The sequence below is a fragment of the Mucilaginibacter terrigena genome (assembly GCF_004168255.1).
Taxonomy (GTDB): domain Bacteria; phylum Bacteroidota; class Bacteroidia; order Sphingobacteriales; family Sphingobacteriaceae; genus Mucilaginibacter; species Mucilaginibacter terrigena.
Genome location: NZ_SEWG01000001.1, coordinates 358,000 through 384,271, shown reverse-complemented (window position 1 = coordinate 384,271; position 26,272 = coordinate 358,000). Strand labels below are relative to the sequence as shown.

Here is a 26,272-nt window from a genome sequence, read left to right as displayed (position 1 = left end):
TATAAAAATGCCCACATTAATGCTGCCGCGAATAAAGCAAAACCTGAAAAAGCCAAAAGTAATGATATTACTGGCTATTTTATTTGCTTTAAGCCTGTGGTTTGCCCTTTGCTTGCCCCGGCCATTATTCAGCAGCCCTACCTCGTTTGTAATTGACGATGATTCGGGCCAACTGTTAGGCGCATCTATAGCCACCGACGGGCAATGGCGCTTTCCATACAATACCGAAGCGCCCCAAAAGTTTGCAAAATGCATCATCGCCTTTGAAGATAAGCGTTTTGAGCACCACCCGGGGTTCGATCCGTTGGCCTTTGGCCGCGCCATCAGGCAAAATATCAAAGCCAAAAGGATAACCAGCGGCGGCAGCACCTTAACTATGCAGGTAATACGCCTGGCTACCCTCCATAAACGTACCGTATGGACCAAGCTTGGCGAGATATTTATGGCGCTGCGGCTGGAAATGAGTTACAGCAAAAAAGAAATAATGGCACTGTACGCCAGTAACGCCCCTTTTGGCAGCAACGTTATTGGCCTTGATGCTGCAGCGTGGCGGTACTTTGGCCGCGCGCCGGATAAACTATCGTGGGGAGAAATGGCTGCGCTGGCCGTATTGCCCAATTCCCCATCCTTAGTTCATCCCGGCAAAAACCGGCTGATATTGTTAAAAAAACGGAATTTATTACTGGATAAGCTTTACAAACAGGGAACAATTGACAGTACTACAGCAGCGCTTGCCAAATTTGAACCCGTACCTGATAAGCCCGTGCCACTGCCGCAAACAGCCCCTCACCTGCTGCAGCGCTTTAAGGCCGATTTTAAAGGTAACAGGCAATCTTTAACCCGCATTACCACTACCATTAAAAGCAATTTACAGCAGCAGGTTACCGATATATTGGAAAAGCACCACCAGGTTTTAAAGGCCAATGATATCAACAACATAGCCGCCATTGTGCTTGATGTAGAGACCGGGGCAACTCTTGCCTATGCCGGCAACATAGCCCACCGCGAAGACCCCGAAATGGAAAGCGATGTAGATGTAGTGAACGCGCCGCGTAGCCCCGGGAGTACACTGAAGCCCCTGCTTTATGCCAGCATGCTGCACGATGGCCTGATACTGCCCAACAGCCTGATAGCAGATGTGCCCACGCAGATAGCAGGCTACCATCCCGAAAACTTCGACCTGGGGTATGATGGGGCTGTACCTGCATCAAATGCTCTTTCAAGGTCGCTGAACATACCCGCGGTAAAAATGCTGCAGCAATACAAGTACGAACGTTTTTATGATATGCTCAAAAAAACCGGCATTACCACCCTTAAACAGCCTGCCGACCATTACGGCCTGTCGCTGATACTGGGTGGTGGCGAAAACACCCTTTGGGAACTTACCGGCGCTTACGCGGATATGGCCAGGGTACTTAACCATTACAACAGTAACGGCGGCAAATACAACCCCGATGATTATCATGCACCGGTGTATGCTTTATCTCCCCCGCAAAAGCCATCCTTAGAAAAAAACGGACTTTTAGATGCCGGTTCGATATATTACACACTGCAGGCCATGGAAGAAGTGATGCGCCCCGGCGAGGAGATGCTTTGGCAGCAGTTTAGTTCCACCCAGCGCATTGCCTGGAAAACGGGCACCAGCTTTGGCTTTAGGGATGGCTGGGCTATTGGCATAACCCCCAAATATGTGGTAGGCGTTTGGGTGGGCAATACCGATGGTGAAGGCAGGCCCGGCTTAACGGGTATCTATACGGCTGCACCTGTTTTGTTTGATATATTCCGGCTACTGCCCGCCGCGCGCGATTGGTTTAACGTACCTACCGGCGAAATGGTGAAGATAAACGTATGTAAAGAAAGTGGATACCGTGCCGGGCCAAACTGCGAGCATGCTGTTGAGCAGTTGGTACCCAGGAGCGGACTGAAAGCGCCTGTTTGTATGTGGCATAAGCTTGTGCACCTGTCGGCAGATCAAAAATTCCAGGTGACGGGAAATTGTACATCACCGGATAACATTATTAACAAAAGCTGGTTTGTGCTGCCGCCATCTATGGAGTATTATTACAAGACCAAAAATTACCAGTACCACACCCTGCCGCCCTTTGCGCCTGGTTGTGAACAGGCGGAAGCCAGCCCCATGGAATTGATATACCCCAAAGACGGCGCAAAGGTTTACGTGCCTTTGGAAGCCGACGGCAAACGCGGGCGGTTTATTTGCAATGCGGCGCACCGGCAAAGCGGCATCAAGATCTACTGGCATCTGGATGATAAATACGTGGGCGAAAGCAGCGCCTACCACCAAATGGCGCTAAACCCATCGCCGGGCAGGCATAAGCTTACCCTGGTTGATGCGAATGGAAACACCATGCAAATAAATTTTGAGGTGCTGGATAAGAATAAATAACTTAGTGCTATGCTTGAACAATATGACCTGAGCAACCTGATGGTACTGGATATTGAAACCGTACCCCAATACAGCAGCCACAACCAGTTGCCCGAACATATGCAGGAACTTTGGGCAAGCAAAACCCAATACCAGCGAAAGGACGAAACGCCCGAAGATTTTTATGAACGCGCCGGTATCTGGGCCGAGTTTGGCAAGATAGTTTGCATCTCGGTTGGGATATTTACCAACGGCAAACGCGCGGGCCTGCGGGTAAAATCATTTGCCGGGCACGATGAAAAAGAGCTGCTGAGTGATTTTAGCCGCATGCTGAGCAGCCAGCCCCTGAGCGTCATCCTATGCGCGCATAACGGCAAGGAATTTGACCTGCCTTATATTTGCCGCCGCATGCTGGTTAATGGTGTAACCTTCCCGCCGCATTTACAGATCCAGGGTAAAAAGCCCTGGGAGATCCCCCACCTGGACACGATGGAGCTTTGGCGCTTCGGCGATTACAAAAATTACACATCCTTAAGCCTGCTTACCGCCATATTTGATATCCCGACATCAAAAGATGATATCGACGGCAGCCAGGTTGGCCACGTTTACTGGGTTGATAACGCCCTGGAACGTATTTGCACCTATTGCCAAAAGGATGTGGTAGCCACCGCGCAGCTCATTAGGCGATACCGCGGCGAGGCGTTAATCGAGGATGATTGTGTGACAATAGTGTAATTCACCATTATGAAAAAGAGCCCTTTTATACTTCCTTTAATTTTATGCTGTATGTTTGGATGCAAATCAAAACCAACAACCATTGATTTAAAGGACAGTGTACCATGGCAAAGATTAACTATTGTAGACGAAAAGGACGTTGGATATTTCATTCAAAACAACACAGATCCGGGCTATGTAATTGTGTATCACCGGGGCTCTTTTTTCGCCCCGCAAAAGAAAACGTTTAAACAAGATACTTTGCGTGTAAATTTCACCAACGCTGAAAATGACACGCTTGCGTACATAATGAAAGACCTTATAGTACATCCTGTTAAAACAGAAAAATTCTGTACAGATTTTGTCGGTTCGTTAAACTTGAAGATCAATTACGGGCAATACGAATTATCCGGCCGGTATTCTTCGGTTTGCGATTGGAGCCAATTATCTGATAAAACCAGGCAGTTAAAGGCGATACTTAATAGAAAATTTGCCGAGGCAAAGAAAAATAACAAATAGCATGGAACACAAAGGCATATCCCTTCGCCCGTTTATAGGCGCAAAAGATTACAACTTATCGCGCAGTTTTTACCGTGACCTGGGTTTTGAAGAAACCGTATTATCACACGATATGTGCGTATTTAAAAGCGGTGCGCTAAGTTTTTACCTGCAGGATGCTTACGTAAAAGACTGGATAGATAATACCATGCTTTTTATGGAAGTTGACGACGTAGAAAGGTTTTGGCGTGAACTTGTAGCGCTAAATATTACCGACAAATACAAATATGCGCGCCTTACTCCCGTAAGGGCCGAATCATGGGGTAAAGAATGCTTTGTGCACGACCCATCGGGCATCCTTTGGCACTTTGGGGAGTTTAATAAATAGGGCCCTTGCCCTGCCGGGTGACGGCTATCGGCGGCATCTATCTTGCCATCTTAACTCAAACTGTGCGGCCAGAGGCCTTATAATAATAGTCACCCGGCAGGAGCCGGGCGACTGCGCAGCACATTAAAATCTCCTCTTATCCTCGCAGAGTCTCACATTGTGGATCCTGCGAGGGCATATCACTCCATTAAATGCCGAAGGTACACTGCCCGGATTTATGTCCCAAACCCTGCGATGCTTCTATACAACCGTATAGTTTTCCAAAGGAATTTTCGAATCCCCTCGTTATCTACAACCCACCATTTTCTCCATATAGTCTATCAGTTTACTATAAAGTAACAAAGCAGATACAATTAATTCAAAATAGGGTTAAATACCGCTTTGTAGAAATATTTGAGAGTTATTTTATTTGTTAATTAATAAATATTTCCTGACATTCATTTTTTCATCCAATTTACCTTAAATACTCCTTTTATGAAGAAACATCTACTCCTCTTTCTTCTGTTGGTTAATTGTTGTGCCTTGCAGGTAATAGCACAAACCAAAACAATAACCGGAACAGTCACCTCAAGCGCAGATAACCTATCGATGCCGGGTGTAACAGTAAAAATTAAAGGTACTACCACTGCAGTAAGTACCGATATAAACGGCCATTATTCTATCAATGCCGCCACCGGCCAGGTACTGGTTTATACTTTTGTAGGCAGTACAGCAGTTGAGCGTACCATAGGCGCCGAAAGTATTATGAACGTACAACTGCAGCCTGATACAAAAAGCCTGCAGGAGGTTACCATTACCACAGGCTTTGGTGTGCGGCAGGAAAAACGCGACCTTACCTCATCCGTGCAGGTAATAAAAGGCTCGGCAGTGCAATCTACCCAGCGCGAAAACTTTGTAACTGCGTTGGCAGGCCGCGTGGCTGGGGCCAACATTACCAGCACAAGCGGTCAGCCGGGCGCTTCGGCATCTATTGTGCTGCGTGGTATCACCTCTATAGGCGCCAGCAATCAGCCACTGTTTGTGGTTGATGGCATCAGGGTGAATAACGAAGCTTTGAGCCAAAGCTCGCTGGCATCAAACGGCGATAACCGCCGGCAGGATTTCACCAACCGTATTGCCGACATAAACCCCGACGACATAGAAAACATTACCGTGCTGAAAGGTGCCGACGCGGCCGCGGTTTACGGGTCAGACGCAGCAGGCGGCGCTATTATAATAACCACTAAAAAAGGTAAAAGCGGTGCGGGTGCCCTAACCTACGATAACAACTTCAGCTTTGCTACGGCTTACCGTTTCCCCCAGGTGCAAAACACTTTTGGCCCGGGCTCGTCGGGCAACCTCGACCCATTGGTAAGGACTGCCTTTGGCCCGGCTTATGCCCCCGGTACGCAAACGTATGATAACCTGAAGAATATATTTCAAACTGGCTTTACACAACAGCACGATCTGGCGCTTGAGGGCGGCAGCGAAACTGCTACCTATCGTATCTCGACCGAGTACCGGCATACCGGCGGCGTGCTGCCTGTAGCTTATAATGATAAGATCTCGCTGCGCCTCGCAGGGTCGGCTAAGCTTAGTTCAAAACTCAGCAGCAGTGCAAGCTTCAATTATTTTAATATTGATAACCGTAAGCTTAACAAAGGTAACTCGGGCACATACATCAACGCGCTGGCATGGCCAACAAACGATGATGTGCGCAACTACCTTAACCCCGATGGAAGCCGCCGCACCCTGCTGCCGCCAAGCATAAAAAATGTTACGGCAGAAGGCTCTATCGATTATGACAACCCTTTGTGGGATGCCCACAAAAATATCAGCCGCGATAAAACCAACCGTATGATAGGTAACGTAGACCTGTCCTTTGATGCAGCAAGCTGGTTAAACTTACGCGCCCTGGTTGGTGTCGATTTTTATACTACCAACGGCAATAACCTGTTAAGCCAGTACAGTTCATCATACCAAAACTCACCTTTAAACAGCTTTGCCGCCACAAATGGTATTGCTACAGGCGGTATTATTGATAACTATAATGATAACAACCTGCTCACCAACGGGTCGTTATTCGCTACGTTTAAAAAAACCTTTGGCGATTTCCGTTCTACGCTGGCTGTTGGTGCCGAGATCTACGATAACCGCGACCAGATCAATGGTTTTTATGGTGAAAAGTTTTTACAGCCCGATTTTAACACCATCAACAACACCACACCAACTACACAACGTAACTCAAGCAATTTTTTTGAGACCCGCCGTATTGGCGAAATTGCCCGGTTAGGTATTGTTTACAAGGAAATGCTTACCATAAACGCTACCGGCAGGCAGGATTATTCGTCACGTTTATCAGGAACACAAAACAACAGCTTCTTTTATCCTTCTTTTGGAGCAGGTTTTATCTTTACCGAATTGCCGGGGCTAAAAGGCAGCAAGGTGTTATCCTATGGTAAACTAAGGTTCTCGTATGCGGGGGTGGGCAAGGATCCTTTTGCGCCTTATAAAATTAAATCGAGCGTTATACAACAGGCTACCACAGGCGGCGGTTTTGCTTACGATGTTACCGGTAATAACCCCAACCTGAGGCCTGAGAAAGACTACCAGCTTGATTTTGGTGCCGAACTTCAATTTTTTGAAGGCCGTTTAGGCGCCGATATCAGCTTTTACCAGTACCGCGCTACCGACCAGATCTTTGACCCGCGCATAAGCTACGGCTCGGGGTATATCCTGGAGTTTGTTAACGGCGGGGAAATAAGGAACCGTGGTATCGAGGCACAGCTTACCGGGGTACCCGTCAGAACGCCAAACTTTACCTGGAACACTTTTGTAAACTTTACCCTAAACCGGGGCAAGGTTATTAACCTTGGCGATTTGCCCGAATACTACAACTCCGATACCTGGGTTTATGCCAACGCGCGTGCCAGCATATTCCCCGGCAGCAGCTTAACCAATATTGCAGCCTACAGCTACGCACGCAATAATAAAGGCCAGTTACTGGTCGATCCATCGAGCGGGTTGCCGGTATCAAACAATACCTTTATCACCGTTGGCGACAGGCAGCCCGATTTTACAATTGGTTTTGGCAATACGTTTACTTACAAATCGTTAAACCTTTCGTTCCTGTTTGATATACGTAAGGGCGGCGACGTATTCAACACCAACGAATTATTCCTCACCCGTTATGGTTTAAGTACCCGCACGCTGGACAGGATGCAGCCCCGCGTTATACAGGGTGTGTTGAAAGATGGTAACGAAAACTCGGACAACCCAACGGTAAATACCATACAGGTTACGCCCTACTATCAAAACACCTACTATTCGGGCGCTGTAGAGTCCGACTTTGTGGAGCATGATATCAACTGGCTGCGGTTACGCGATGTTACACTGAATTATGCATTGCCGCAAAGTTTGCTGGCGCGATCAAAGGTATTTAAAACCGCAAGCATATTTGTTACTGCTACAGATGTGTTCATGCTCACCAACTATTCGGGTGCCGATCCGGATGTTAACGGTAACAACTCATCAACAAGGGGTTCCGGGTCAGCCGGTTTTGATTATGGAACGGTGGCTACCCCGCGCACCATTTCTTTAGGTTTAAGAGTAAAATTATAAGCAGATAACCCATGAAAAAAATTATATACACGCTTACTGCTTTACTTACCATTAGTATAGCAAGCAGTTGCAAAAAATTTATCGATATAAATGATAACCCCAATGCGCCAACCAGTGTAGAAGCCAGCACGCTGCTACCTCCAATGCTGGCCGGCATGGCCCGCGGTAACTGGTACGATAGCCGCTACATAGGCCAGTACGCGCAGATATGGGGATCGGCCAGCGCCAACAACGTTTGGGACCAGGAAGGCTATGTACCCGGCAGCGACTCGGGCGGCGAAATGTGGCGCACGGTTTATTTCAGCCTTGGCCAAAACGTTACGCTGATGTGGGAGGACGCTAAGGCCAAAAGTAAATACGATTACATTGGAGTAGTCTGGGCATTACGTGCCTGGGGCTGGCAAAACGGCGGCGACGAATACAATAACATGATAGTTAAAGAAGCTTTTGACCCTACAAAGCTTACTTTTAATTATGATAGCCCCGAATATGTTTACGCCGAAGTAGTTAAAGATTGCCAATTGGCGTTAAATTATCTTAACCTGGCCATTAAAACAGATGGCAACACCTCTGCCGACCTGGCCAAAGGCGATTATATGTATTATGGCGACAGGACCAAATGGGTGAAATTTGTTTATGCTATACTGGCCCAGAACATGCTGCACCAAAGCAACAAAACCACCTTTGATGCCGACCTGGTTAAGAAATATGCCGACAGTTCTTTTGTAAGCAATGCTGATAACGCCAGCGTGCAATGCACCGGTTCGCAATCTGGCGACGCTAACTTCTGGGGGCCAACACGTGCCAACATCCCAAGTTTCCGGCAGTCTGATTATATCGTACGTTTGCTTGATGGTCGCATACTGGCAGGCTCGCCAACGCAGGACAAAACACTTGATCCGCGCCTGCCCCTGTTGCTTACAGCAAGTAAAGATGGCACCTATCGCGGCGTTGTTGCTCCGCTGGGCGACCCTAACACCGCCGATGCCAATACGGCTATCCCTGCCATGGCAGGCGCTACCACAGCCAACTCGGGCACGCCATCAGCAAAATATATTTTTAACGATAACTCCAGAGGTGTATTAATGACCTATCCGGAAGTGCAGTTTTTTGTAGCCGAGGCCTTGTTTAAAAAAGGCGATAAGGATGGTGCACACACTGCTTACCTGAACGGTATCAAAGGCGCGCTTGATTTTGCAAGTAACCCGCCTATCGGCAGTTCGTTAACGGGCACACAAAACTACATTTCAGAAAGTGCCAAAACTGCGTACTTAACAGGCCCTGCCGTGCGCCAGGATGCCGCTTCGTTACAGTTGAGCGATATTTTACAGCAAAAATACATCTCCCTGTTTGTATGGGGCGCGCCCGAGGCATGGTCAGATATGCGGAGATACGAATACGATCAGAATATATTTCAGGGGTATGTTAAGCCAACTACTATTTACCCTGATAACGGGGGCAAACAAGTGTACCTGTTAAGGCCACGATATAATTCAGAATATATCTGGAATATCCCGGCGCTTAAGCTCATTGGCGCGCTCGACCCTGATTATCATACTAAAAAACCATGGTTTGTATTACCATAAGCAAAAACAGACATGAAAAAAATTATATATACGGCATGCGGCCTGCTTTTAATTATGGCGGGCTGTACAAAAACCAATATCACCCAACAGGGCGATATCGTAAACGGCGCAAAAATTAAACTGATACATGCGGCACCGGGTGTGCCCGCGGTTAACGGCTTTATTAACGGCACCAAGGTATCGGCAACAACGGTGTATTCTGTAACCGATAACGAAATCGTAACCGCTATAACAACCGGTTTTAGCTATTTATCGGTTTTCCCGGGGCTTAATTATCTATCTGTACCGGCCGGTAGTACCGCCATTAAATTTACGGCAGCAACATCGGCACCGGTATTAAAAAGCCCGCAAACTGTTGCACCCGAAACCGTTATTGGCGAAGCAACACAGAGCACTGCAGATGGCTCGGCTTATTCGGCATTTTTAATGGGCCTGCCGGGCGGCAATGCAGCCGATGGCTTAACCGTTAAGGTTGTTGAAGATAAGTTTCCGGCCCCTATAGCCAATAAGGCCTTTGTACGCTTTGCGCATATGGTGCCCAACGGCGGCGCGGTAGACCTTACTGCTACTTACACCTTAGCCAACGGTACCGTGGTTACACAGCAAACCGTTATCACCAATACTAATTATGGCACGGTAACAGATTTTGTACCGGTAGATGTTAACCCTACCAGCACAACAAATTATAAATTCCAGATGACCTTAAACGGCACTGCTATTACTTTTGGAACCATTACTCCGGATATACCATTGGCCCCCGGCAGATATTATACCATTGTAGGCAGGGGCCTTGCTGCTGACTATGCGGTACCCGGCACTTCCATCCTGTTAAAGGCATCGGCCAGGCCAAAACTGCCTACTACCGACCCTGCCACCCGCCTGCCCGAAATATATTTTAATGCACCGGGTATTACCTTTTATACCAATAAGTAAACAGCGGTTAATAATTTTCAAAGCCACCCTTAGGGGTGGCTTTTTGCTTGTCAGGCGGTTTCACGTCCCAGTTTTTTAACTATCCATGGCAGTGTCAGGCCCTGCCCCAGTAATGATAGCAGCACTACAGCTATGGAAAGGAAAACGATCTCGTTACGCATCGGGAAAGGCGTTCCGTTCTCCATGGTAACCGGTAAGCCAATGGCAATTGCCAAAGAAACTATGCCCCGCATACCCGACCAACTGATGATAAAACTCGTCCTCGAATCAAACAAAGCCTCTTCACTAACCTTACGCTTTCCCCGGAAGGCTTTTTGCAGATTAAACTGTTGCAGGTACACCCTTACCATCCGGATAGCTATCGTTACAATAGTAATAACAGCCGCATAACCTATAAAAGGCCAGATCTGTGTGGTAGCCATACGTTTTAATACTAAAGGGAACTGCAGGCCTATCAACAGAAATATTAATCCGTTTATCAAAAAAGTGATCACCTCCCAAAAATGCCGCGATCGTTCTTTGAATTTTTCAGGAAATTTCTCGCGGCTTAAGCGCGACATCCCCAGGCCCAATACAACAACTGCTATCACCCCCGATACATGGTAATTTTCGGCGATAAGATAAGTTACAAAAGGCATCAACAGCAACAGGCTGGCCACAACCATAGGGTTAGTACGGAAATACCGAAGCGTATAAGCCAGTAGTGCAGACATTATAAGCCCAACCAGGAAACCTCCGCCTAAAACTGCTGCGAACTGTAACGATGCCTGCCAGAATACAAATACAACGCCCGTAACCGCGGCTACCGCAAAACGATACGCTACCAATGCAGATGCATCATTAACCAGGCTTTCGCCTTCCAGTATAGTTACTGTTTTATGTGGCAAGCCCAGGCCTTTGGTAATACCCACTGCGGCCACAGCATCGGTAGCAGAAAGTATAGCGCCTAATACAAAAGCCAGCGGCCACGTCATCCCGGCTATAAGGTAATGGGCGATAACCGCAATACCGGCCGTTGTCATAAATACCAGCCCAATAGCCAGCGCGCCTATTGTGTTACTGTTGGTTTTAAAATCCTTAAACGAGATATTGAACGCGGCATCATATAATAAAGGGGGCAAAAAAAGCAGCATGATGATCTCGGGGTTCAACAATATTCCCGGCATCGCCGGCATAAAGCCGACACCTATCCCCGCCAATAATAATAATACAGGTATCGGTACCTTCAATTTATCGGCAATACCGCATACCCCTATCATCAGGGCCATGATCACTAATATAATGGTGTAATTTTCCATCAGGGTTTCACAAAGTTATCATTGCGCTTATAATTGTTAGTTTTTTTTAAATAGTTTTATGAACGTTACTAAACATAACAATAAAGCTGATATGGGAATATTTGACATTTTTAAAACACAAACCAAACCTTATAAAGACCCCTCCACCAATTTAGTATACGAATTACTATTCGGCGACAACCCCGATCTTTACAGAAACAACAACCAGCAGGCCGACATCTATCCTTGGGATATATTATATGCGGAAACTGCTAACAAAGCTGACCTTGAAAAGATCATCGCCGATATCATCACGCCATCAAGGGTCAAAATATTGGCTTATAATAAATTAACAAACAACGGGCAAGCAAGTAATAAAAAGGAGCTACTTGGTGTAATTTTGGAGATAGGGCTGGATGGTGGACTTGATGTACTGGCTTCTTTTAGGGATGGCACGGCACGGTACATTAATCAAACCGGTAAAATGATCATTTGGGAAACAAGTGATACTGCTTCAAATGAATTAACAAACAGATTATTTAATGATAGTTTAGCTATTGTAAACCAGATAGGCCCGTGGGATAAGCCAAGGTTACTACCTCCAAAAAAGAACATGGTGAGGATAACCTTTCTTGTTTCGGACGGACTGTACTTTGGCGAAGGGCCTATAGACGTTTTGTTTGCCGACCCAATGGCAGGCCCTGCCTTATCATCGGCCGCAGAGCTGATGAAATATTTAATAGAAAAGGCTTCTGCGGATCAATAAAAAAGGCACCGTAATGGTGCCTTTTTTTTGACTGGAGATCATATGACTATTTCAGATCAAACCTGTCCAGGTTCATTACTTTAGTCCATGTAGCTACAAAATCGTTTACAAATTTGCTACCGGCATCCGTGCTGGCGTACACTTCGGCAACAGCCCGCAATTCGGAATTAGAACCAAACACCAGGTCGGCACGGGTGGCTGTCCACTTAATCTCGCCGGTGGCACGGTCGCGGCCTTCGTAAACTTCCCTGCTGCCTGATGCCGCTTTCCATGCGGTACCCATATCCAGCAGGTTTACAAAAAAGTCATTAGTTAACTTGCCGGGGCTTGATGTAAGAACCCCGTGGTTAGCACCATCAAAGTTAATATTTACTACTTTTAAGCCTCCCATTAACACGGTTAATTCGGGCGCTGTAAGTGTAAGCAGCTGGGCCTTATCTATCAGCAGTTCTTCGGTAGATACCGGCACCCTTGCTTTGCGGTAATTACGGAAACCATCGGCAGCCGGCTCCAGGTAACCAAATGATTCTACATCGGTTTGCTCCTGAGAGGCATCCATACGGCCCGGTGTAAACGGAACAGTAATACCATGCCCGGCATCCTTAGCTGCTTCCTCGATGCCTACGTTACCGGCCAGTACGATGAGGTCTGCCAGCGAAACTTTTTTCCCTGCCTGCGCGCCGTTAAATTCATATTGAATGTTTTCTAATACGCTTAACACCTCTTGCAGCTTTGCAGGGTTATTTACCTGCCAGTATCTTTGCGGGGCCAAACGGATACGGGCGCCATTAGCGCCGCCGCGCTTATCAGACCCGCGGAAGGTTGAGGCCGAAGCCCAGGCTGTAGAAACCAGTTGCGATACGCTTAAACCAGAATCCAATACTTTTGCTTTAAGCGCTGCAACATCATTTACATCGATCAGTTGATGATCTACTGCCGGGATGGGGTCTTGCCAAAGCAATTCTTCCTGCGGCACATCAGGCCCAAGGTAGCGTTCCTTAGGGCCCATATCACGATGGGTTAATTTGTACCATGCACGCGCAAAAGCATCAGCAAAAGCATCTACGTTTTCCAGGAACCGCCTTGATACCTTTTCATAAGCCGGATCGAACCTTAAAGCCAGATCGGTGGTAAGCATGGTTGGCTTATGCTTTTTGGCGCTGTCATAAGCGTCGGGGATAATTTCTTCCGCGTTTTTTGCTACCCATTGGTGCGCGCCACCGGGGCTTTTGGTCAATTCCCACTCAAAGCCAAACAGGTTTTCGAAAAAGCTATTGCTCCACTGCGTAGGTGTTGCCGACCACGTTACTTCCAGCCCGCTGGTTATGGTATCCGGGCCTTTACCCGTTCTGTATTGATTGGCCCAGCCAAAGCCCTGTAATTCTACATCAACAGCCTCGGGTTCTTTCCCTACGTGGTCTGACGATGCCGCGCCGTGGGTTTTGCCAAAACTATGCCCGCCGGCTATCAGCGCAACGGTTTCCTCGTCATTCATGGCCATGCGGCCAAAAGTTTCACGGATATCTTTAGCAGCGGCTATGGGGTCGGGGTTACCGTCAGGCCCTTCGGGGTTAACATATATTAAGCCCATATGCGCGGCAGCAAGCGGTTTTTCGAGGTTGCGTGAATGGGTATCGCCGTCGGCATCCTCATCAGATACCAGTACGCCATGCCCCTCAACTACACCCGGCGAACCATCGGGGTAACGCTTATCGTTACCAAGCCAGGTGGTTTCGGATCCCCAGTAAACCGATTCATCTGCTTCCCATACATCCTGGCGGCCACCTGCAAAGCCAAAGGTTTTAAAACCCATCGATTCCAGCGCGATGTTACCGGCAAGGATCATCAGGTCCGCCCATGAAATATTGCGCCCGTATTTTTGTTTAACAGGCCATAAAAGCCTGCGGGCTTTATCAAGGCTCACATTATCGGGCCAGCTGTTTAGCGGGGCAAAACGCTGTAAACCTGCACCGCCGCCACCACGGCCATCGGTTACACGATAAGTGCCCGCACTGTGCCATGCCATACGGATGAACAGACCGCCATAGTGGCCAAAATCTGCAGGCCACCAGTCCTGCGAGTCGGTCATCAGCACATGCAGGTCTGTTTTTACAGCTTCAAGGTCAAGGCTGTTAAAGGCTTCCGCGTAATTAAAATCATCGCCCATTGGGTTTGATAATGATGAATTTTGGCGCAGGATGTTGAGCTTTAACTGGTTTGGCCACCAGTCGCGGTTGCGTGTGCCGCCGCCGCCAACGTTATTTTTCATGCTCATGCTGCCATTGTGAAAAGGGCATTTACTAATGTCGTTTGAGTCGTTTTCCATTGATATAGGTTTTTGTATAGTCCTGTTTATAACTGATGTTTCAGAAGAACATAAAAATATGGTATTGATATTTATAATCATAATCAATAATTTCTATGGATAAATAGGTAAAAGCTATATTAGTGAGTAAAAGGCGCGTGAATAGCGTAAACAAAAAAAGCCGCTAACTTATACAGTTAACGGCTTTTAAACTTAGTGCGGAAGAAGGGACTCGAACCCCCACGCCTCGCGGCGCCAGATCCTAAGTCTGGTGCGGCTACCAATTACGCCACTTCCGCGTTTTGGTTTTAGAGTTGGCAAAGATAGCGTAAAATGCTATACTTTAAAACTGAATTTCATATTTTTCTTTATCTGCCTCATTACATTGCTGTTAATTTACCAATAAGGCTATTAAAGTAAGCGGGGGCCTGCAATAAACGGCTGCCGTACCACGAAAACATTTCGCCATCAACCAATAATATTTTAGCATTGGGGAGTGTATTCTGAAACTCATCTATATGTTTTTGAGCAAATGGATATGGCTCGGATGACAACAGCAGCATATCAGGCTTTGCTGCAATGAGTTCGTCTGTTTTAACCCCGGGGTACCTGCCCGTGTTAATCGCATTCTCAAACCCGCACAGTTGCATCATGCTATCTATAAAAGTACCGTTGCCTGCCGCCATGTATGGTTTGCGCCATATCAGGTACGCTACGCGAAGCTTTTTGCCCTGTGGTTTTAGATTTTGAAACTGCAGGAATATATCGTTAGCTATTTTAACCGCCCCGGTTTGTGCGCCGGTGATCTCCCCTACTTTAGTGATCATGTTAAGCGCGCTGTGCAGGTTGGTTATATCACTTATCCACACGGGATAATGCTTCATTAGCTCCTCTACCTGGGCTTGCTCGTTCTCTTCCTTGTTGGCGATGATCAGATCGGGCCGAAGGCTATGTATGGCCTGCATATTTAATTGCTTGGTGCCCCCTATTTTGGCAACACCGCCCACTTTATTTGCAGGGTGGATGCAGAATTTGGTTATACCTGCAATGCGTTCATCCAACCCCAGATCGAACAAAAGCTCGGTTTGCGAAGGTACAATGGAAATTATCCGCTTTGGTACCTGCTGTATATGAACAGCCTTGTTCATCTGATCGTAAAATACCGGCATGTTGTTAAGTTACATTCGTTTGTGCTAAGGTAATTTAATTTTCAGCCATCAAAAATTTGTAGTTTTGTACCGATGAACTATTTTGAATTTTACGGCATACCAGAAAGCTTTAAGCCCGATACCGCACAGCTGAAAAAGCAGTTCTACACATTAAGCAAGCAGTACCATCCCGATTTTTTTGCTAACGAGGACGATGCCAAACAGCAGGAAATTTTAGAGTTATCAACCCTAAACAATAAAGCTTACCAAACCCTTGGCGACCCCAATAAGCTGCTGGAATATATTTTAAAGGAGCACGGACTGGTTAACGAAGGCGCTAAACCGCAACTGCCCGGAGATTTTTTGATGGAGATGATGGATATTAACGAACGCTTGATGGAAATTGAAACCGCCGCGCAGTTTGGCGATATCAGCGCGGAAGTGGCTGCCATTGAGGGAGATATTACCGAAGAGTTAAACAGCCTGACAAACGATTACGAAACCCTGAACGGTACCGCTAAAGAAGACAGACTGAACGACATTGCAAATATTTACTACAGGCAAAAATACCTGTTGCGAATTAAAGAGAGTTTAGATACATTTGCAGCCCGCTTCTAAGCAAAACACTGCTTAATAAGTATGCCGGCTTGTGGCCCCGATAGCTATCGGGGTGGTAGACGCGCTAAATTTGAAGTATGCCCAGCTGGCGGAATTGGTAGACGCGCTGGTCTCAAACACCTGTGGGAAACCGTGCCGGTTCGACTCCGGCGCTGGGTACTTAAAAGCTTCGATAGAAATATCGGAGCTTTTTTTATTTTTGATAATGGCTTCTGTTACTTGCAATTTTATGATGACGAACAATAGACACCAGCATAACACGCTAACTTTAGTCGTTAAGTCTTTCGTCAATATCCATCTGTTGATGTAAAACCCGAATGATTTCAATTACATTAGCTTTAAGGTTCGCTCTATAGAATATAAAATGCGATTTTACACGAGTTCGGAAATATCCCTCTCGAATATGTCCATAATCTTTTCCTGATTGTGGATTCTCAGAAACATATTCAATTTCGTCGATAAGCAACCCATAATATCTATCTGCCTGTTCAACAGACCAATTCTCAAAAGTATAAATCCAAATATTTTCAAGGTCTTTAAGCGCCTCTTTACTGATTTTATACTTCATTATTAGCTGCATGTTGCTTATGCAACTTGTCTAAAAAACCTTGTCTGTCAAAATGCTCTGTAAAACCAGATTTTTCACCTTTTTTCAATTCGTTTATAAGTTCTGTTTTTTTAATTTCTGAGTGTTCAAGCATTCTCAACGCGGTTCGAACCACCTCACTTGCAGACGAAAATTTTCCAGTTTTGATTTGTTTATTTATAAAGCTATCAAAATAATCTCCTAATAATATTGATGTATTTTTAGCCATAACCTTTTAACTTTATCACAAATATACCAATTATTGGTATTTTATACAAGTTGCAAACTATTACTTCTGTGTCTATTCCCAACTTATTATTAGCAAATAGGAGTATACGAGATAGGTTAAATGTTTAAATTGGTTAGTGGGAGGTGTAAGTCTTGTTTATTAAAAGCCATTATCCGCCTACAACTGCTTCACAAAAGCAAACCCTGCTACACCATTTGAGTATGTGGGCATGATTAGGCTTGATTTAGCTGATTTTTTGTCGTAAAACAGTTTGTTTCGGAATAATGGGTAGATCAAATAGGCAGCCTTTGTCGACAGGATGCCGAAACCTGCCCCCGCTACAATATCGCTGAACCAATGGTCGCGGTTGTATACGCGCAGTATGGCTGTTGCCGTAGCAAACGAGTATCCTACAATGCCATACCAGGGCGATTTTTCGCCATACTCCTGCGCCATAAATTCGGCGGCGGCAAAGGCATTACCCGTATGCCCTGATGGGAAAGAAAAGTTATTGGAACCATTGGGGCGCATGCGATGTGTTACGTTTTTGAGTGTAAATGTCGTTAATGCCATTATCCCCTCAGACATGCCGTACAATATCGTCCTGTCGATAAAAGTGTTTTTACCCTGCACACCAGCCAGGTTTAAGCCATAAACCAAAACCGCCGGGGCGTACTGAAAATAATTTTCGATATGATAATGGAAATTGGGATGGTCTTCTATCAGGTCGTTATATACGCTGATATCAACATCCCTGATGGGTTTTACATGCAAAGATAATACACCATAGGTTATAAATACAGCCGGGGCGATATAGGATGCTGCCTTGCTTTCCAGGTGCCGAACAGTATCGGGCAGGGCTAATATATTGGCCGAGTCGATTTTAGCGGTATCGGTGGTTTGCGCATAAACATTAAACCAGGTAATGCTTAGTAACAGGACGATTATTTTCTTCAATTAATGTTTGATAATTTTATGCAGGACATCAAATTTAAAACCATTTTTCGATTGTAAGGCCGTAAGTGAATAGTAAATTTTCGCTTTTGGTAAATTCAACAAACTTTATTGTGCCTGGTTTTTGCAAACCGGGATTTGCGCATAAAGCACAAAGCCCGGTCGCAGGTTATGTGCGCCGGGCTTGTTATTGTTTGTTGTGAGTTTTTGGCTTATTTATTTTTTAACCATTGCTGCTCAAGCACCTTCATAAAGTATCCGCCTACCACGCTGCGTGCCTGGAAACCCACCTGTTTACCATTGGTGGTTTCGTGCCAGTCGCTGATAGGCACACGCGAGGACGTTTCGGTGGCATACTTATAAATAGGATCTGTAAGGGCTTTAAAATCATTCGCATTATCTGCTAACGTTGCTGTCCATACTATCCAGTCGGATTTTGTGTACGTTTTTCGGCTATCAAGCGGTAGGCCAAATTCGTTTTGTTTGGTGAGGTAGTATTTTATCTCCTTCTCGTAAACCGATTTTGGGAACAGGTTAAGGCCTAACAGCTTATCCCAAACCAGGTTATATTTCTGGCTCCAGGTATCGGGCTTTTCAAATACCAACGAGTAGTGGTCGCCCGCATCGGCCATTTTCATCCATTTGGCAACAAAATCTTTTGCGATGGTGTGGTATTTAGCCGCAGTGGCTTTATCGCCCAGCATATCTGCCAGCATTGCATATGCGCCTATTCCGTTTATGGCTTTTAACGATAAATTGGCATTACGCGCCAGGTGGCCGGCAAAGTCATCGGTACAAAGCTGGTTTGCGGGGTCAAGCCCTTCTTTTATCAGGTAATTTGTCCAGGTGGTTAAAGTGGCCCAGTGTTTTTTGGCAAACAGCGCGTTACCCTCCGCTTTGGCAATAGCCGCGGTAAGCAACAGCATATTGCCCGATTCTTCTACCGGCATGCCTTCGCCATAAGTTTGGCCATTGGCAAACGGATATGTACCCAGGTCATGCGCTGCAAACGGGTGTTTAAACTTGCCTGTTTCGCTAAATTCGAAGATCCCGTTCAGCATCCCTTCGGCCAGTTTTGGGTTGTATATTAAAAACAACGGGGCCGATGGATAAGTAACATCAACCGTATTGATGAAACCGCCGCTAAAATTCTCTTTCGATAACCACAGGATCTCGCCTTTAGGGCTGCGTGCAAGCATATGCGCCGCTATGGCCTGGCGATAAGCAATGGCACAAAGCTTAGCATACTCCAAACCACCGGCTGCCGACGTCCTTACATTCATGGCATCGTCAAACGCTTTACATTTAGCCATAACGGTTTTATAATCGATAGCCGCTTGCTTTAGTTCGCCGATCATCGTTTTATTACCGTCCTTGTTCCACCACGGCCTAAGGTTTTTGCCGAAATATTGCACCGGGTACAGATCATCGTAACCTATTTCAATATATTTTTCGACTGCGGCACTACCTACTTTGCCAAAAGGTATTACCGTATTCAAAAATGCGGCTTCGCCGCCGGCGGTAGTTGATGTTGTTGGAGCGCCGGTAAACGAACCCATTGCCTGGCTGGTATTACTAATAAACTGTGTTGCTTTTGCAGATACAGGCGCAGCAATATACAGGTAACCCCAATCTATGCGCAGGTCGTCACCTTTCTTTTGTAATACGGGCTGTTCTTTAGTACCGGCTTTAAGTACAGATAGCTGGTTTTGGATAAACCGCTGGGCTATTACCGGCTGGTTGGGTTTGTTGCGGGCCAGATCGGCCGATGCACCAAAGTAAACTTTTATATCATGCGTTTTGCCATCGTTTGATTTTACGCTGTAGGTAACATAGGTAACCGGCCTTGATAGTAGATTAAGATTATCCATAAGCAATGGCGATGTAAAGGTTAACTTCAGATCGGCATCACCGCAGGTAAACGTATAAATGGTTTGGGTGGCATTGATCAACACGCCGGTTTGCCTGGCGGTTTTAAGGTTATCATCTGCCGGTGGTTTCACCTCATCGGCTATTCCTGCATCAAGCCACGCGCCGCCGCCTGTATTTACACAATGCATGGCCAGTACGTTCTCGCCGTCTTTCAGCTTATCCGCAAGATCGCCTTTTACTTTAACGGGTAACAAATCGCCGTTGGCACCGGGGCTAACATTTATTTTCTCGCCGTTAAGGTAAACTTCGGCATCATCATCGTGATGAAGCTTTAATATCAGTTTATTTACCGGCATTGATTTTTTATATATGAAAGTGCGGCGAACCCAAAGGTCGCGGGTTTTCCAAAGGGTTTTGGCCATCTTGGGGTCGTCGCTGAACGGCGCGGTGCCGGCTTTCCAATTTTTATCATTAAAGCCAGGGTTCTCCCAGCCGTCGCCGGGCTTATTTTCGGTATATTTTACGGCATACGGTTTGGTGTCACCATCGGCCAGTATAGTTCTGTAGCTTACAGGTTTCTGGCCCATAAAACGGTATGTTATACCATCAACCTTTATCAAACCCAACAACGATTGGTTCTTGCCCGTCCAGTGCCGGGTGGTAGATTCGTTCAGCTCATCTGTAAACGACCATACGCTGAAGTATGTGTTATGCGTAATTAACGGGTAAGCGGGTGCCTTGGTAGCCTGTGCACTGGCATAACTATTGGCAAACACCCCCGCCATCAGGCAAACTGCTGTTAAAATGTTTTTCATGAATAGATGTTATAGGTACAGTTATAAACTTTTGGTAAATATACAAACTAAACCAATTTAGCCTAACAATTGTGGCTTTTGCGTATATGTTTCCCAAAGCAATTCGCCAAACAGCGTGTTGGCCCAGGCAAACCATTTACGGGTGAACTTTGCAGGATCGTTTTTATGAAACGACTCGTGCATAAAGCCTGTGCCGCCATGTGTTTTGCGTAACATTTCGATACATTCTTTTATCTCGGCATCATCGTTACTGGTTATGGCACGGATGATAATGCTTATCGGCCAGATCATATCTTTACCCACATGTGGGCCGCCGATACCCTCGCCGGCTGTGCCTTTAAAAAAGAAAGGGTTGTTTAGCGATAGTAACATTTTGCGGGTATTGATATAAACCGGGTCGGTATTTTTAACGGCATCAAGGTATGGCATACCCAACAGGCTTGGCACATTGGCGTCGTCCATTAAGTTGTAACTGCCAAAGCCATTTACCTCGTAAGCGTAGATCTTCCCGTATTCGGGATGGTCTATCACCGCGTTTTTTTGCAAAGCCGCATCAACCTCGGTTGCCAGTGCAAGCAATTCGGCAGCTAAAGTATCGTCCTTTGAAATGCTTTTTACCATTTCGGCAGCTTGTTTTAAGCTGGTTACCGCGAAGAAGTTTGAAGGTATAAGATACGAGTATATGGTTGCATCATCGCTTGGGCGAAAGGCAGAGCAGATGAGCCCATTGGCTTTAACCGGGTAACCGTACCCGTTCATGGGTACACCATCTGTAGCCCAGGCGGTTTTACGCTGAAACGAGTAAGGCCCGTCGTTATCCTTGCGCTGCTGCTCTTTAAAGGTTTTCAGGATGCTTTGTACAGCGGTTTTCCATTGGGCGTCAAACGGAGATGTATCGCCGGTAAGTTTCCAGTATTTATGGGCCAGGCGTATAGGGTAACAAAGCGAATCTATCTCCCATTTACGCTCGTGAAGGCCGGGTTTCATGTCGGTAACGTCGTCTTTCCACTCGCCAACTTTGTTTGGGTCATCATAAAAAGCGTTGGCATATGGGTCACGCAGGATACAGGTTACCTGGCGGTTTATTACACCGGCCACCAGTTTTTTCAAGTCGGCGTCTTTATTTATGAAGGCAATGTACGGCCAAACCTGTGCGCTGCTATCGCGCAGCCACATGGCATCAATATCGCCGGTAATTACGTAGGTGTCGGGCTTATTATTGGTTAGTTTATAGGTTACGGTAGTATCCAGCGTGTTGGGGAAACAATTTTCGAAAAGCCACCCCAGTTCGGGGTTCTTTACTTTCGATTTAAATTCGGTTATAGCTTTTTCAACCGATACGCTTTTAAATTTACGCTGGGCTACAGGTACCCTTACAACCGGAAAAGCGGGCTTAGCCGCAAGCAAAAATTTGTTCATTAAAACCCCGGCACCCAATAAAGTGGTACTCCCAATAAATTGCCTTCTCTTCATGATCTAAAATAGGTAAATAAAAAAATCTTCCGGGCAAATATAACCCGGAAGATCCAACTCTCTCTGTTTAAAATTTGCCGGCTGCTTTTAACGTGGCTGCGGCTTCCATCATCGTAACCCCGCTTATTTGCGTGGTTAAGTCTGTTGTACCCGATGGTTTCGCCTTCCAATCGGGGCTAACCATCAAATCGGGCCTGCTTATCCCTTTTGTAAACAAGGTTTCGGCATTATATTTTAAAAATTTGGCGTATGCGTCGCGGTTGGCAGCCGGTACATCATCCTTCAATGTAAGCAGGGTTAAATACCTTACCAAAATACCTTTAAACAAACCCCCATCGCCCTGGCCTTCGCTTTTAAGCAAGCCGCCCGGCGATATATCCAGGTCTTTTGTAGTTGCAGTTGCATTACGCACGGCATCGGCTAAATAACCTGCCTCGCCGGTAACGTTATACAGCTCCAGTGCGGCGCCAATAAACGTACCCTGGTTATACGTGAATTTATTTTTGCTTACCTGCCCGTCGTGATCACCGTTTATACCGTCGTAAATAATGCCGGTACCCGGGTCAACCAGTGTGGCTTTTAACCAGGTGTACAGTTCTTTAGCAATGGCAAGGTCATCCGCGTTATGCTCTAAGCGGTAAAGGCGCGCGGCAAAAATAATAGCAGGCGCGTTGGCCGGTGTGTTCTTATAATCGAGCTGCGATTTGCGCCAGGCAATACCACCACCCTGGCTATCGTTTTTACCTGTTTTAATATCTGTCCATAAAATATTGGCGGCATTCATGTAATCGTTATCGCCGGTTGCTTCAAATGCGCGCAGGCTTGCAAGTGCCAGCCATTCCATATCATCGTAGTACTCGTTCTGATATTTGTTGCCATTGGTAATGCGTGTACCATCCAGTAACGATTTCATCCGCTGCTTGTATATATCATTTTTGGTGCGCAGGTAAGCATCGGTAAACACATCAAGCGTATGCGCCTGCGGCCAGTAATTATAGTTGGTATTACCGGCATTGTTCTGCACAAAGTAATTACCATTGGCAGACAGGAATGTGGTGTACGTTTTTTCCTGCAGCGAATCGGCTGTGGCAGCAAACGTATAATCTACCGGGGTTGTTGGCTTGTTACCATAAAGCGGAAAGGGTTTATCCTTTAAGCAGGAAGTGAGTATGACAGGGATAAGCCCCGCCAGTACCACTTTTTTTATATGTTGAGTTATGATGTTCATAAACTAAAGTTTGACGATTTAAGTTTGCAGGACCGAAAAGGCCCTGCAAACAAATTCAGTTATGTAATTAGTTACCTGTTACGGTATGGGTATAGGCAGGTACAGTTGCATTAAACATTACTTTAATGTCGGCGGTTTTGTTGTCAAAATCGTGGTTGAACTTAAAAGTATAATCGTACTGCGAATTGTTTACCGGTAACATGTAATAATAAGTTGCCGGGGTACCGGCATTTGCCGCGCTGTTATCGGCATTGGCACTGCCATAATACTGGGTGGTAGTTGAATTATCTGCATTTTTAAAGGTAAACCTGAATTTGTAGCGCTCATCGCGGCCCCAGCTTTCCTGGTGAAATACGATAGATTTATCATTAGCTTCCCAGGTACCATTACCTGCGTAGTTAAGATCAAACCAGATCTTGTTATCGGCAGAGAACCATAAGCCAACGTTGGTAACCTCGGTAGTTTTGTACGATGCTACGTTCATATCAACCTCTATCCTTTGCACTTTGGCAGCGCCGGTAACATCGGTGTTGCCACCTTCGGTTAATTTAGCGCCATCATACGAGAAGGTTGAAGGTGTGCCGGTAATACGATCAGCAAAATGGAAGCTACCAGCTTTTAATGATGTAAAGGCCTCGAACTTGCCTGGCGCGGTTTGTTTCATTTTAATTGCTTTGGTTAGGTCATCGCCACCTTCGGTAGCTGTACCCGTTACAAACAACTCGGTTGGGATCTCGGTAAAGCCCGCAGGGCGCTCGATCTCTACCACACGTTTTTGCGCCGAAGCTACCACATTGATACCTTTAGATGATGACACTGTCCAGATAACCTTGCCCGATTCCTGTGGTTTTACACCGGCAAGTGTGGCAATTTTATTAAGGTCGCTGAACGACGCGGTGTATTTATTATACAAACCGTTACCGTCCGACGGTACCGAATAAAGAGGCTTTGAAAAATCGCCGCCCTCTTTATCAAATACCACTTCATATAAAACCAACCCATTATCTTCTGCGCGTGCCTGCTCCCATTCAAACGAAACAGAGCCTGATGCACCTGATGCTATCTTAATATACTTTCCTTCTTCAGGTAAAAACAAGTTGCTAACCGCCGATACCTTTGTGCTACCAATTGTTTTATCCTTTTTGCAGCCCGATACAAAAATCAGTGCTACTATACCTGCCAAAAAGCAGTAATAAATATTTTTCATGATCTTAATTTTTTATATTTTTTTTATAAATATTAATGAATTACCAACCCGGGTTTTGTGTAAGGTTAGGGTTTATGGCCCTTTCGTCCCGCGGTACCGGCCATAAATAGTTTTTGCCCGGGTCAAAAGTGCGCAGGTTAGCGCGGATGTACCCATCGTCTATCCCGGCGGCGCCAAACTTGGCTCCGTGTGCCCAGCCGTTCAAAACATCTTCTGCAATTTTCCAGCGGCGGATATCAAATATGCGCAGGCCTTCCATTGCAAACTCGGTACGGCGTTCGTTACGTACTATCTCTTTCAACTCGGCTGCGCCGGAAGCGGGGAAGTTAAGCGCGGCGGCATCGCTGAATCCGGCACGTGCACGTATAGGTTTTATAGTTTTGTCCCAAACGCTTGCATCCAACTGGCCAAGTTCCATTTTAGCCTCGGCATACATCAGCAGCACATCGGCATAACGGATCAGGATGAGGTTAAGGCCCGAGCCAAAATCGGCCGGGGTTGATGTTGGGTCGTAATATTTACGGGTATAGTAACCTGTTGGCGATGTAATTGCCCCCGGTGCATACTCATCAAAATGATGTTCCTGATCAGGGTCTGATCCTGGTTTGGTATAAATGGTTTGTATGCTGTTATCAGGCTTTTTCCACTGGTACTGGTGATAAACAACCGTATTTGTAAGGCGCGGGTCGCGGCCAACATACGGATTATTCTCGTCGTACCCAGAACCAGATTCGCCCGGTTTTTTACCATTGAGCATCAGGTAGCTGTCAACCAGTTCCTGCGTTGGGGCAACGGCATTAAGCCTTCCGCCTACTGATAACGGTGCCAGGTCCCTGAATTCGGTATAACTTCTTGTGCCCACAGTCGGCGGTACAAATTCAAGGTCAAACATCACCTCGTTGTTATACTCGTTTTGCGGCAGGAATAAGCCCTCATAGGATGAAAACAACCCATAAGTACCAAAATCTGTCTTACCGATCAGCTTCTCGCACTCGGTAACTACATCAGCCCAACGGCTATCGTAAAGCAGTACCCTGGCTTTAAGCGCTACAGCGGTACCTTTAGTGACCCTGCCACGATCGGCTTCGGCTAAACCCGTATTTACTGGCAGGTCGGTAGCGGCGGCATCAAGTTCCTTTAATACAAAATCAATGATCTGCGCTTTTGGTGTGCGGGTTACAACCTTAGCTTCATTTATTGTAAGGTCTTTTTCAACCAAAGGCACATCGCCCCACCATGTTTCGAGCAGGAAATAATGCCAGGCGCGGATAAACCTTGCCTCGGCTTTCATGCGGGCTTTAAGGTTGGCATCCATCGAGGTTACCTTATCAACGTTTTCCAGGAAAATATTACAGGTTTTTATACCCGCGTAATGATCGAACCACTCGCTTTTAAACCGGCCTAAAGATTGATCGTAAGTACCTGCTGCCAGCGATGCCGCATTAAAGGCATCACCACGCCCCATATAAGCGTTATCCGATAAGGCTTCCTGCGAGAAGAAGTATCCGCTGCTTGATATTTGCTGGTACGCCCGGCTTAGTACTACGCTGGCTTTCTCGGGAGTTGTCCAGTAGGTTTCATTTGTGAATGCATCGGTTGGCGAAAGATCCAACTTTTTACATGCCGAAACTGAAAGTAACAGCATTACTGCAAATCCTATTTTATAGATAATATATTTTTTCATTTCAGTTG

The 26,272-nt window shown here is 46.2% G+C and carries 20 protein-coding genes and 2 tRNA genes; 10 read left to right on the top strand and 12 right to left on the bottom strand.

Features of this window, described 5'->3' with window-relative positions; genetic code table 11:
* Positions 1-7: 7 nt before the first annotated feature.
* From pbpC to EWM62_RS01550, 7 genes are all read left to right on the top strand, one after another.
* Positions 8-2,404 (top strand): penicillin-binding protein 1C, encoded by a 2,397-nt coding sequence (gene pbpC / locus EWM62_RS01580; RefSeq protein ID WP_238989254.1) that lies wholly within the window; start codon positions 8-10, stop codon positions 2,402-2,404.
* 9 nt (positions 2,405-2,413) lie between these two features.
* Complete coding sequence (locus tag EWM62_RS01575; RefSeq protein ID WP_129874887.1) at positions 2,414-3,118, top strand: 3'-5' exonuclease; 705 nt, start codon at positions 2,414-2,416, stop codon at positions 3,116-3,118.
* Positions 3,119-3,169: 51 nt separating this feature from the next.
* Positions 3,170-3,616 carry a hypothetical protein gene (locus EWM62_RS01570; RefSeq protein ID WP_129874886.1) on the top strand — a complete coding sequence of 149 codons (447 nt, stop codon included), beginning with the start codon at positions 3,170-3,172 and terminating at the stop codon, positions 3,614-3,616.
* A gap of 1 nt (position 3,617) precedes the next feature.
* Positions 3,618-3,983, top strand: a complete 366-nt coding sequence (locus tag EWM62_RS01565) for a VOC family protein (protein WP_129874885.1) — start codon at positions 3,618-3,620, stop codon at positions 3,981-3,983.
* Between the two features lie 474 nt (positions 3,984-4,457).
* Positions 4,458-7,583 (top strand): SusC/RagA family TonB-linked outer membrane protein, encoded by a 3,126-nt coding sequence (locus EWM62_RS01560; RefSeq protein ID WP_129874884.1) that lies wholly within the window; start codon positions 4,458-4,460, stop codon positions 7,581-7,583.
* A gap of 11 nt (positions 7,584-7,594) precedes the next feature.
* Positions 7,595-9,169: a SusD/RagB family nutrient-binding outer membrane lipoprotein gene (locus EWM62_RS01555; RefSeq protein WP_129874883.1), complete on the top strand. Its 1,575-nt coding sequence runs from the start codon at positions 7,595-7,597 to the stop codon at positions 9,167-9,169.
* 12 nt (positions 9,170-9,181) lie between these two features.
* On the top strand, positions 9,182-10,102 hold the full coding sequence (locus EWM62_RS01550) for a DUF4397 domain-containing protein (protein WP_129874882.1): 921 nt from the start codon (positions 9,182-9,184) through the stop codon (positions 10,100-10,102).
* A 50-nt stretch (positions 10,103-10,152) separates the two neighbouring features.
* Here the strand turns inward: EWM62_RS01550 and EWM62_RS01545 are convergent, their stop codons facing one another.
* Positions 10,153-11,400 (bottom strand): Na+/H+ antiporter, encoded by a 1,248-nt coding sequence (locus EWM62_RS01545; protein WP_129874881.1) that lies wholly within the window; start codon positions 11,398-11,400, stop codon positions 10,153-10,155.
* 58 nt (positions 11,401-11,458) lie between these two features.
* Between EWM62_RS01545 and EWM62_RS01540 the strand changes: the two genes are divergently transcribed.
* Entirely contained in the window at positions 11,459-12,145 is a 687-nt protein-coding gene (locus EWM62_RS01540) for a hypothetical protein (protein WP_129874880.1), read from the top strand.
* A 46-nt stretch (positions 12,146-12,191) separates the two neighbouring features.
* Here the strand turns inward: EWM62_RS01540 and katG are convergent, their stop codons facing one another.
* From katG to EWM62_RS01525, 3 genes are all read right to left on the bottom strand, one after another.
* On the bottom strand, positions 12,192-14,471 hold the full coding sequence (gene katG, locus EWM62_RS01535) for a catalase/peroxidase HPI (RefSeq protein WP_129874879.1): 2,280 nt from the start codon (positions 14,469-14,471) through the stop codon (positions 12,192-12,194).
* A 196-nt stretch (positions 14,472-14,667) separates the two neighbouring features.
* Positions 14,668-14,749: transfer RNA gene (locus EWM62_RS01530), tRNA-Leu, on the bottom strand.
* An 81-nt stretch (positions 14,750-14,830) separates the two neighbouring features.
* Positions 14,831-15,619, bottom strand: a complete 789-nt coding sequence (locus EWM62_RS01525) for a helical backbone metal receptor (protein ID WP_129874878.1) — start codon at positions 15,617-15,619, stop codon at positions 14,831-14,833.
* Between the two features lie 72 nt (positions 15,620-15,691).
* On the opposite strand from EWM62_RS01525, the gene hscB reads away from it, so the two are divergent.
* Together hscB and EWM62_RS01515 are read left to right on the top strand one after the other, a co-directional pair.
* Positions 15,692-16,216: a Fe-S protein assembly co-chaperone HscB gene (gene hscB / locus EWM62_RS01520; RefSeq protein WP_129874877.1), complete on the top strand. Its 525-nt coding sequence runs from the start codon at positions 15,692-15,694 to the stop codon at positions 16,214-16,216.
* 79 nt (positions 16,217-16,295) lie between these two features.
* Positions 16,296-16,375: transfer RNA gene (locus tag EWM62_RS01515), tRNA-Leu, on the top strand.
* A 109-nt stretch (positions 16,376-16,484) separates the two neighbouring features.
* On the opposite strand, the gene EWM62_RS01510 is transcribed toward EWM62_RS01515, so the two are convergent.
* The 8 genes from EWM62_RS01510 to EWM62_RS01475 form a co-directional block, all read right to left on the bottom strand.
* The gene (locus EWM62_RS01510; protein WP_129874876.1) at positions 16,485-16,784 is read right to left on the bottom strand and encodes a type II toxin-antitoxin system RelE/ParE family toxin; all 300 of its coding nucleotides are present in this window, start codon (positions 16,782-16,784) and stop codon (positions 16,485-16,487) included.
* The gene (locus EWM62_RS01505) at positions 16,774-17,031 is read right to left on the bottom strand and encodes a type II toxin-antitoxin system ParD family antitoxin (protein WP_129874875.1); all 258 of its coding nucleotides are present in this window, start codon (positions 17,029-17,031) and stop codon (positions 16,774-16,776) included. Before EWM62_RS01505 ends, EWM62_RS01510 begins: the two co-directional genes overlap by 11 nt.
* Before the next feature lie 177 nt (positions 17,032-17,208).
* Positions 17,209-17,988, bottom strand: coding sequence for a phosphatase PAP2 family protein (locus EWM62_RS01500; protein WP_129874874.1), 780 nt, complete (start codon positions 17,986-17,988; stop codon positions 17,209-17,211).
* A gap of 209 nt (positions 17,989-18,197) precedes the next feature.
* On the bottom strand, positions 18,198-20,672 hold the full coding sequence (locus tag EWM62_RS01495; RefSeq protein WP_129874873.1) for a glutaminase family protein: 2,475 nt from the start codon (positions 20,670-20,672) through the stop codon (positions 18,198-18,200).
* 57 nt (positions 20,673-20,729) lie between these two features.
* Positions 20,730-22,145, bottom strand: a complete 1,416-nt coding sequence (locus tag EWM62_RS01490; protein ID WP_129874872.1) for a glycoside hydrolase family 125 protein — start codon at positions 22,143-22,145, stop codon at positions 20,730-20,732.
* Between the two features lie 67 nt (positions 22,146-22,212).
* Positions 22,213-23,373 carry a glycoside hydrolase family 76 protein gene (locus EWM62_RS01485; protein ID WP_129874871.1) on the bottom strand — a complete coding sequence of 387 codons (1,161 nt, stop codon included), beginning with the start codon at positions 23,371-23,373 and terminating at the stop codon, positions 22,213-22,215.
* Positions 23,374-23,440: 67 nt separating this feature from the next.
* Positions 23,441-24,580, bottom strand: a complete 1,140-nt coding sequence (locus EWM62_RS01480; RefSeq protein ID WP_129874870.1) for a SusE domain-containing protein — start codon at positions 24,578-24,580, stop codon at positions 23,441-23,443.
* A gap of 40 nt (positions 24,581-24,620) precedes the next feature.
* The gene (locus tag EWM62_RS01475) at positions 24,621-26,264 is read right to left on the bottom strand and encodes a RagB/SusD family nutrient uptake outer membrane protein (protein WP_129874869.1); all 1,644 of its coding nucleotides are present in this window, start codon (positions 26,262-26,264) and stop codon (positions 24,621-24,623) included.
* Between the last annotated feature and the right edge of the window lie 8 nt (positions 26,265-26,272).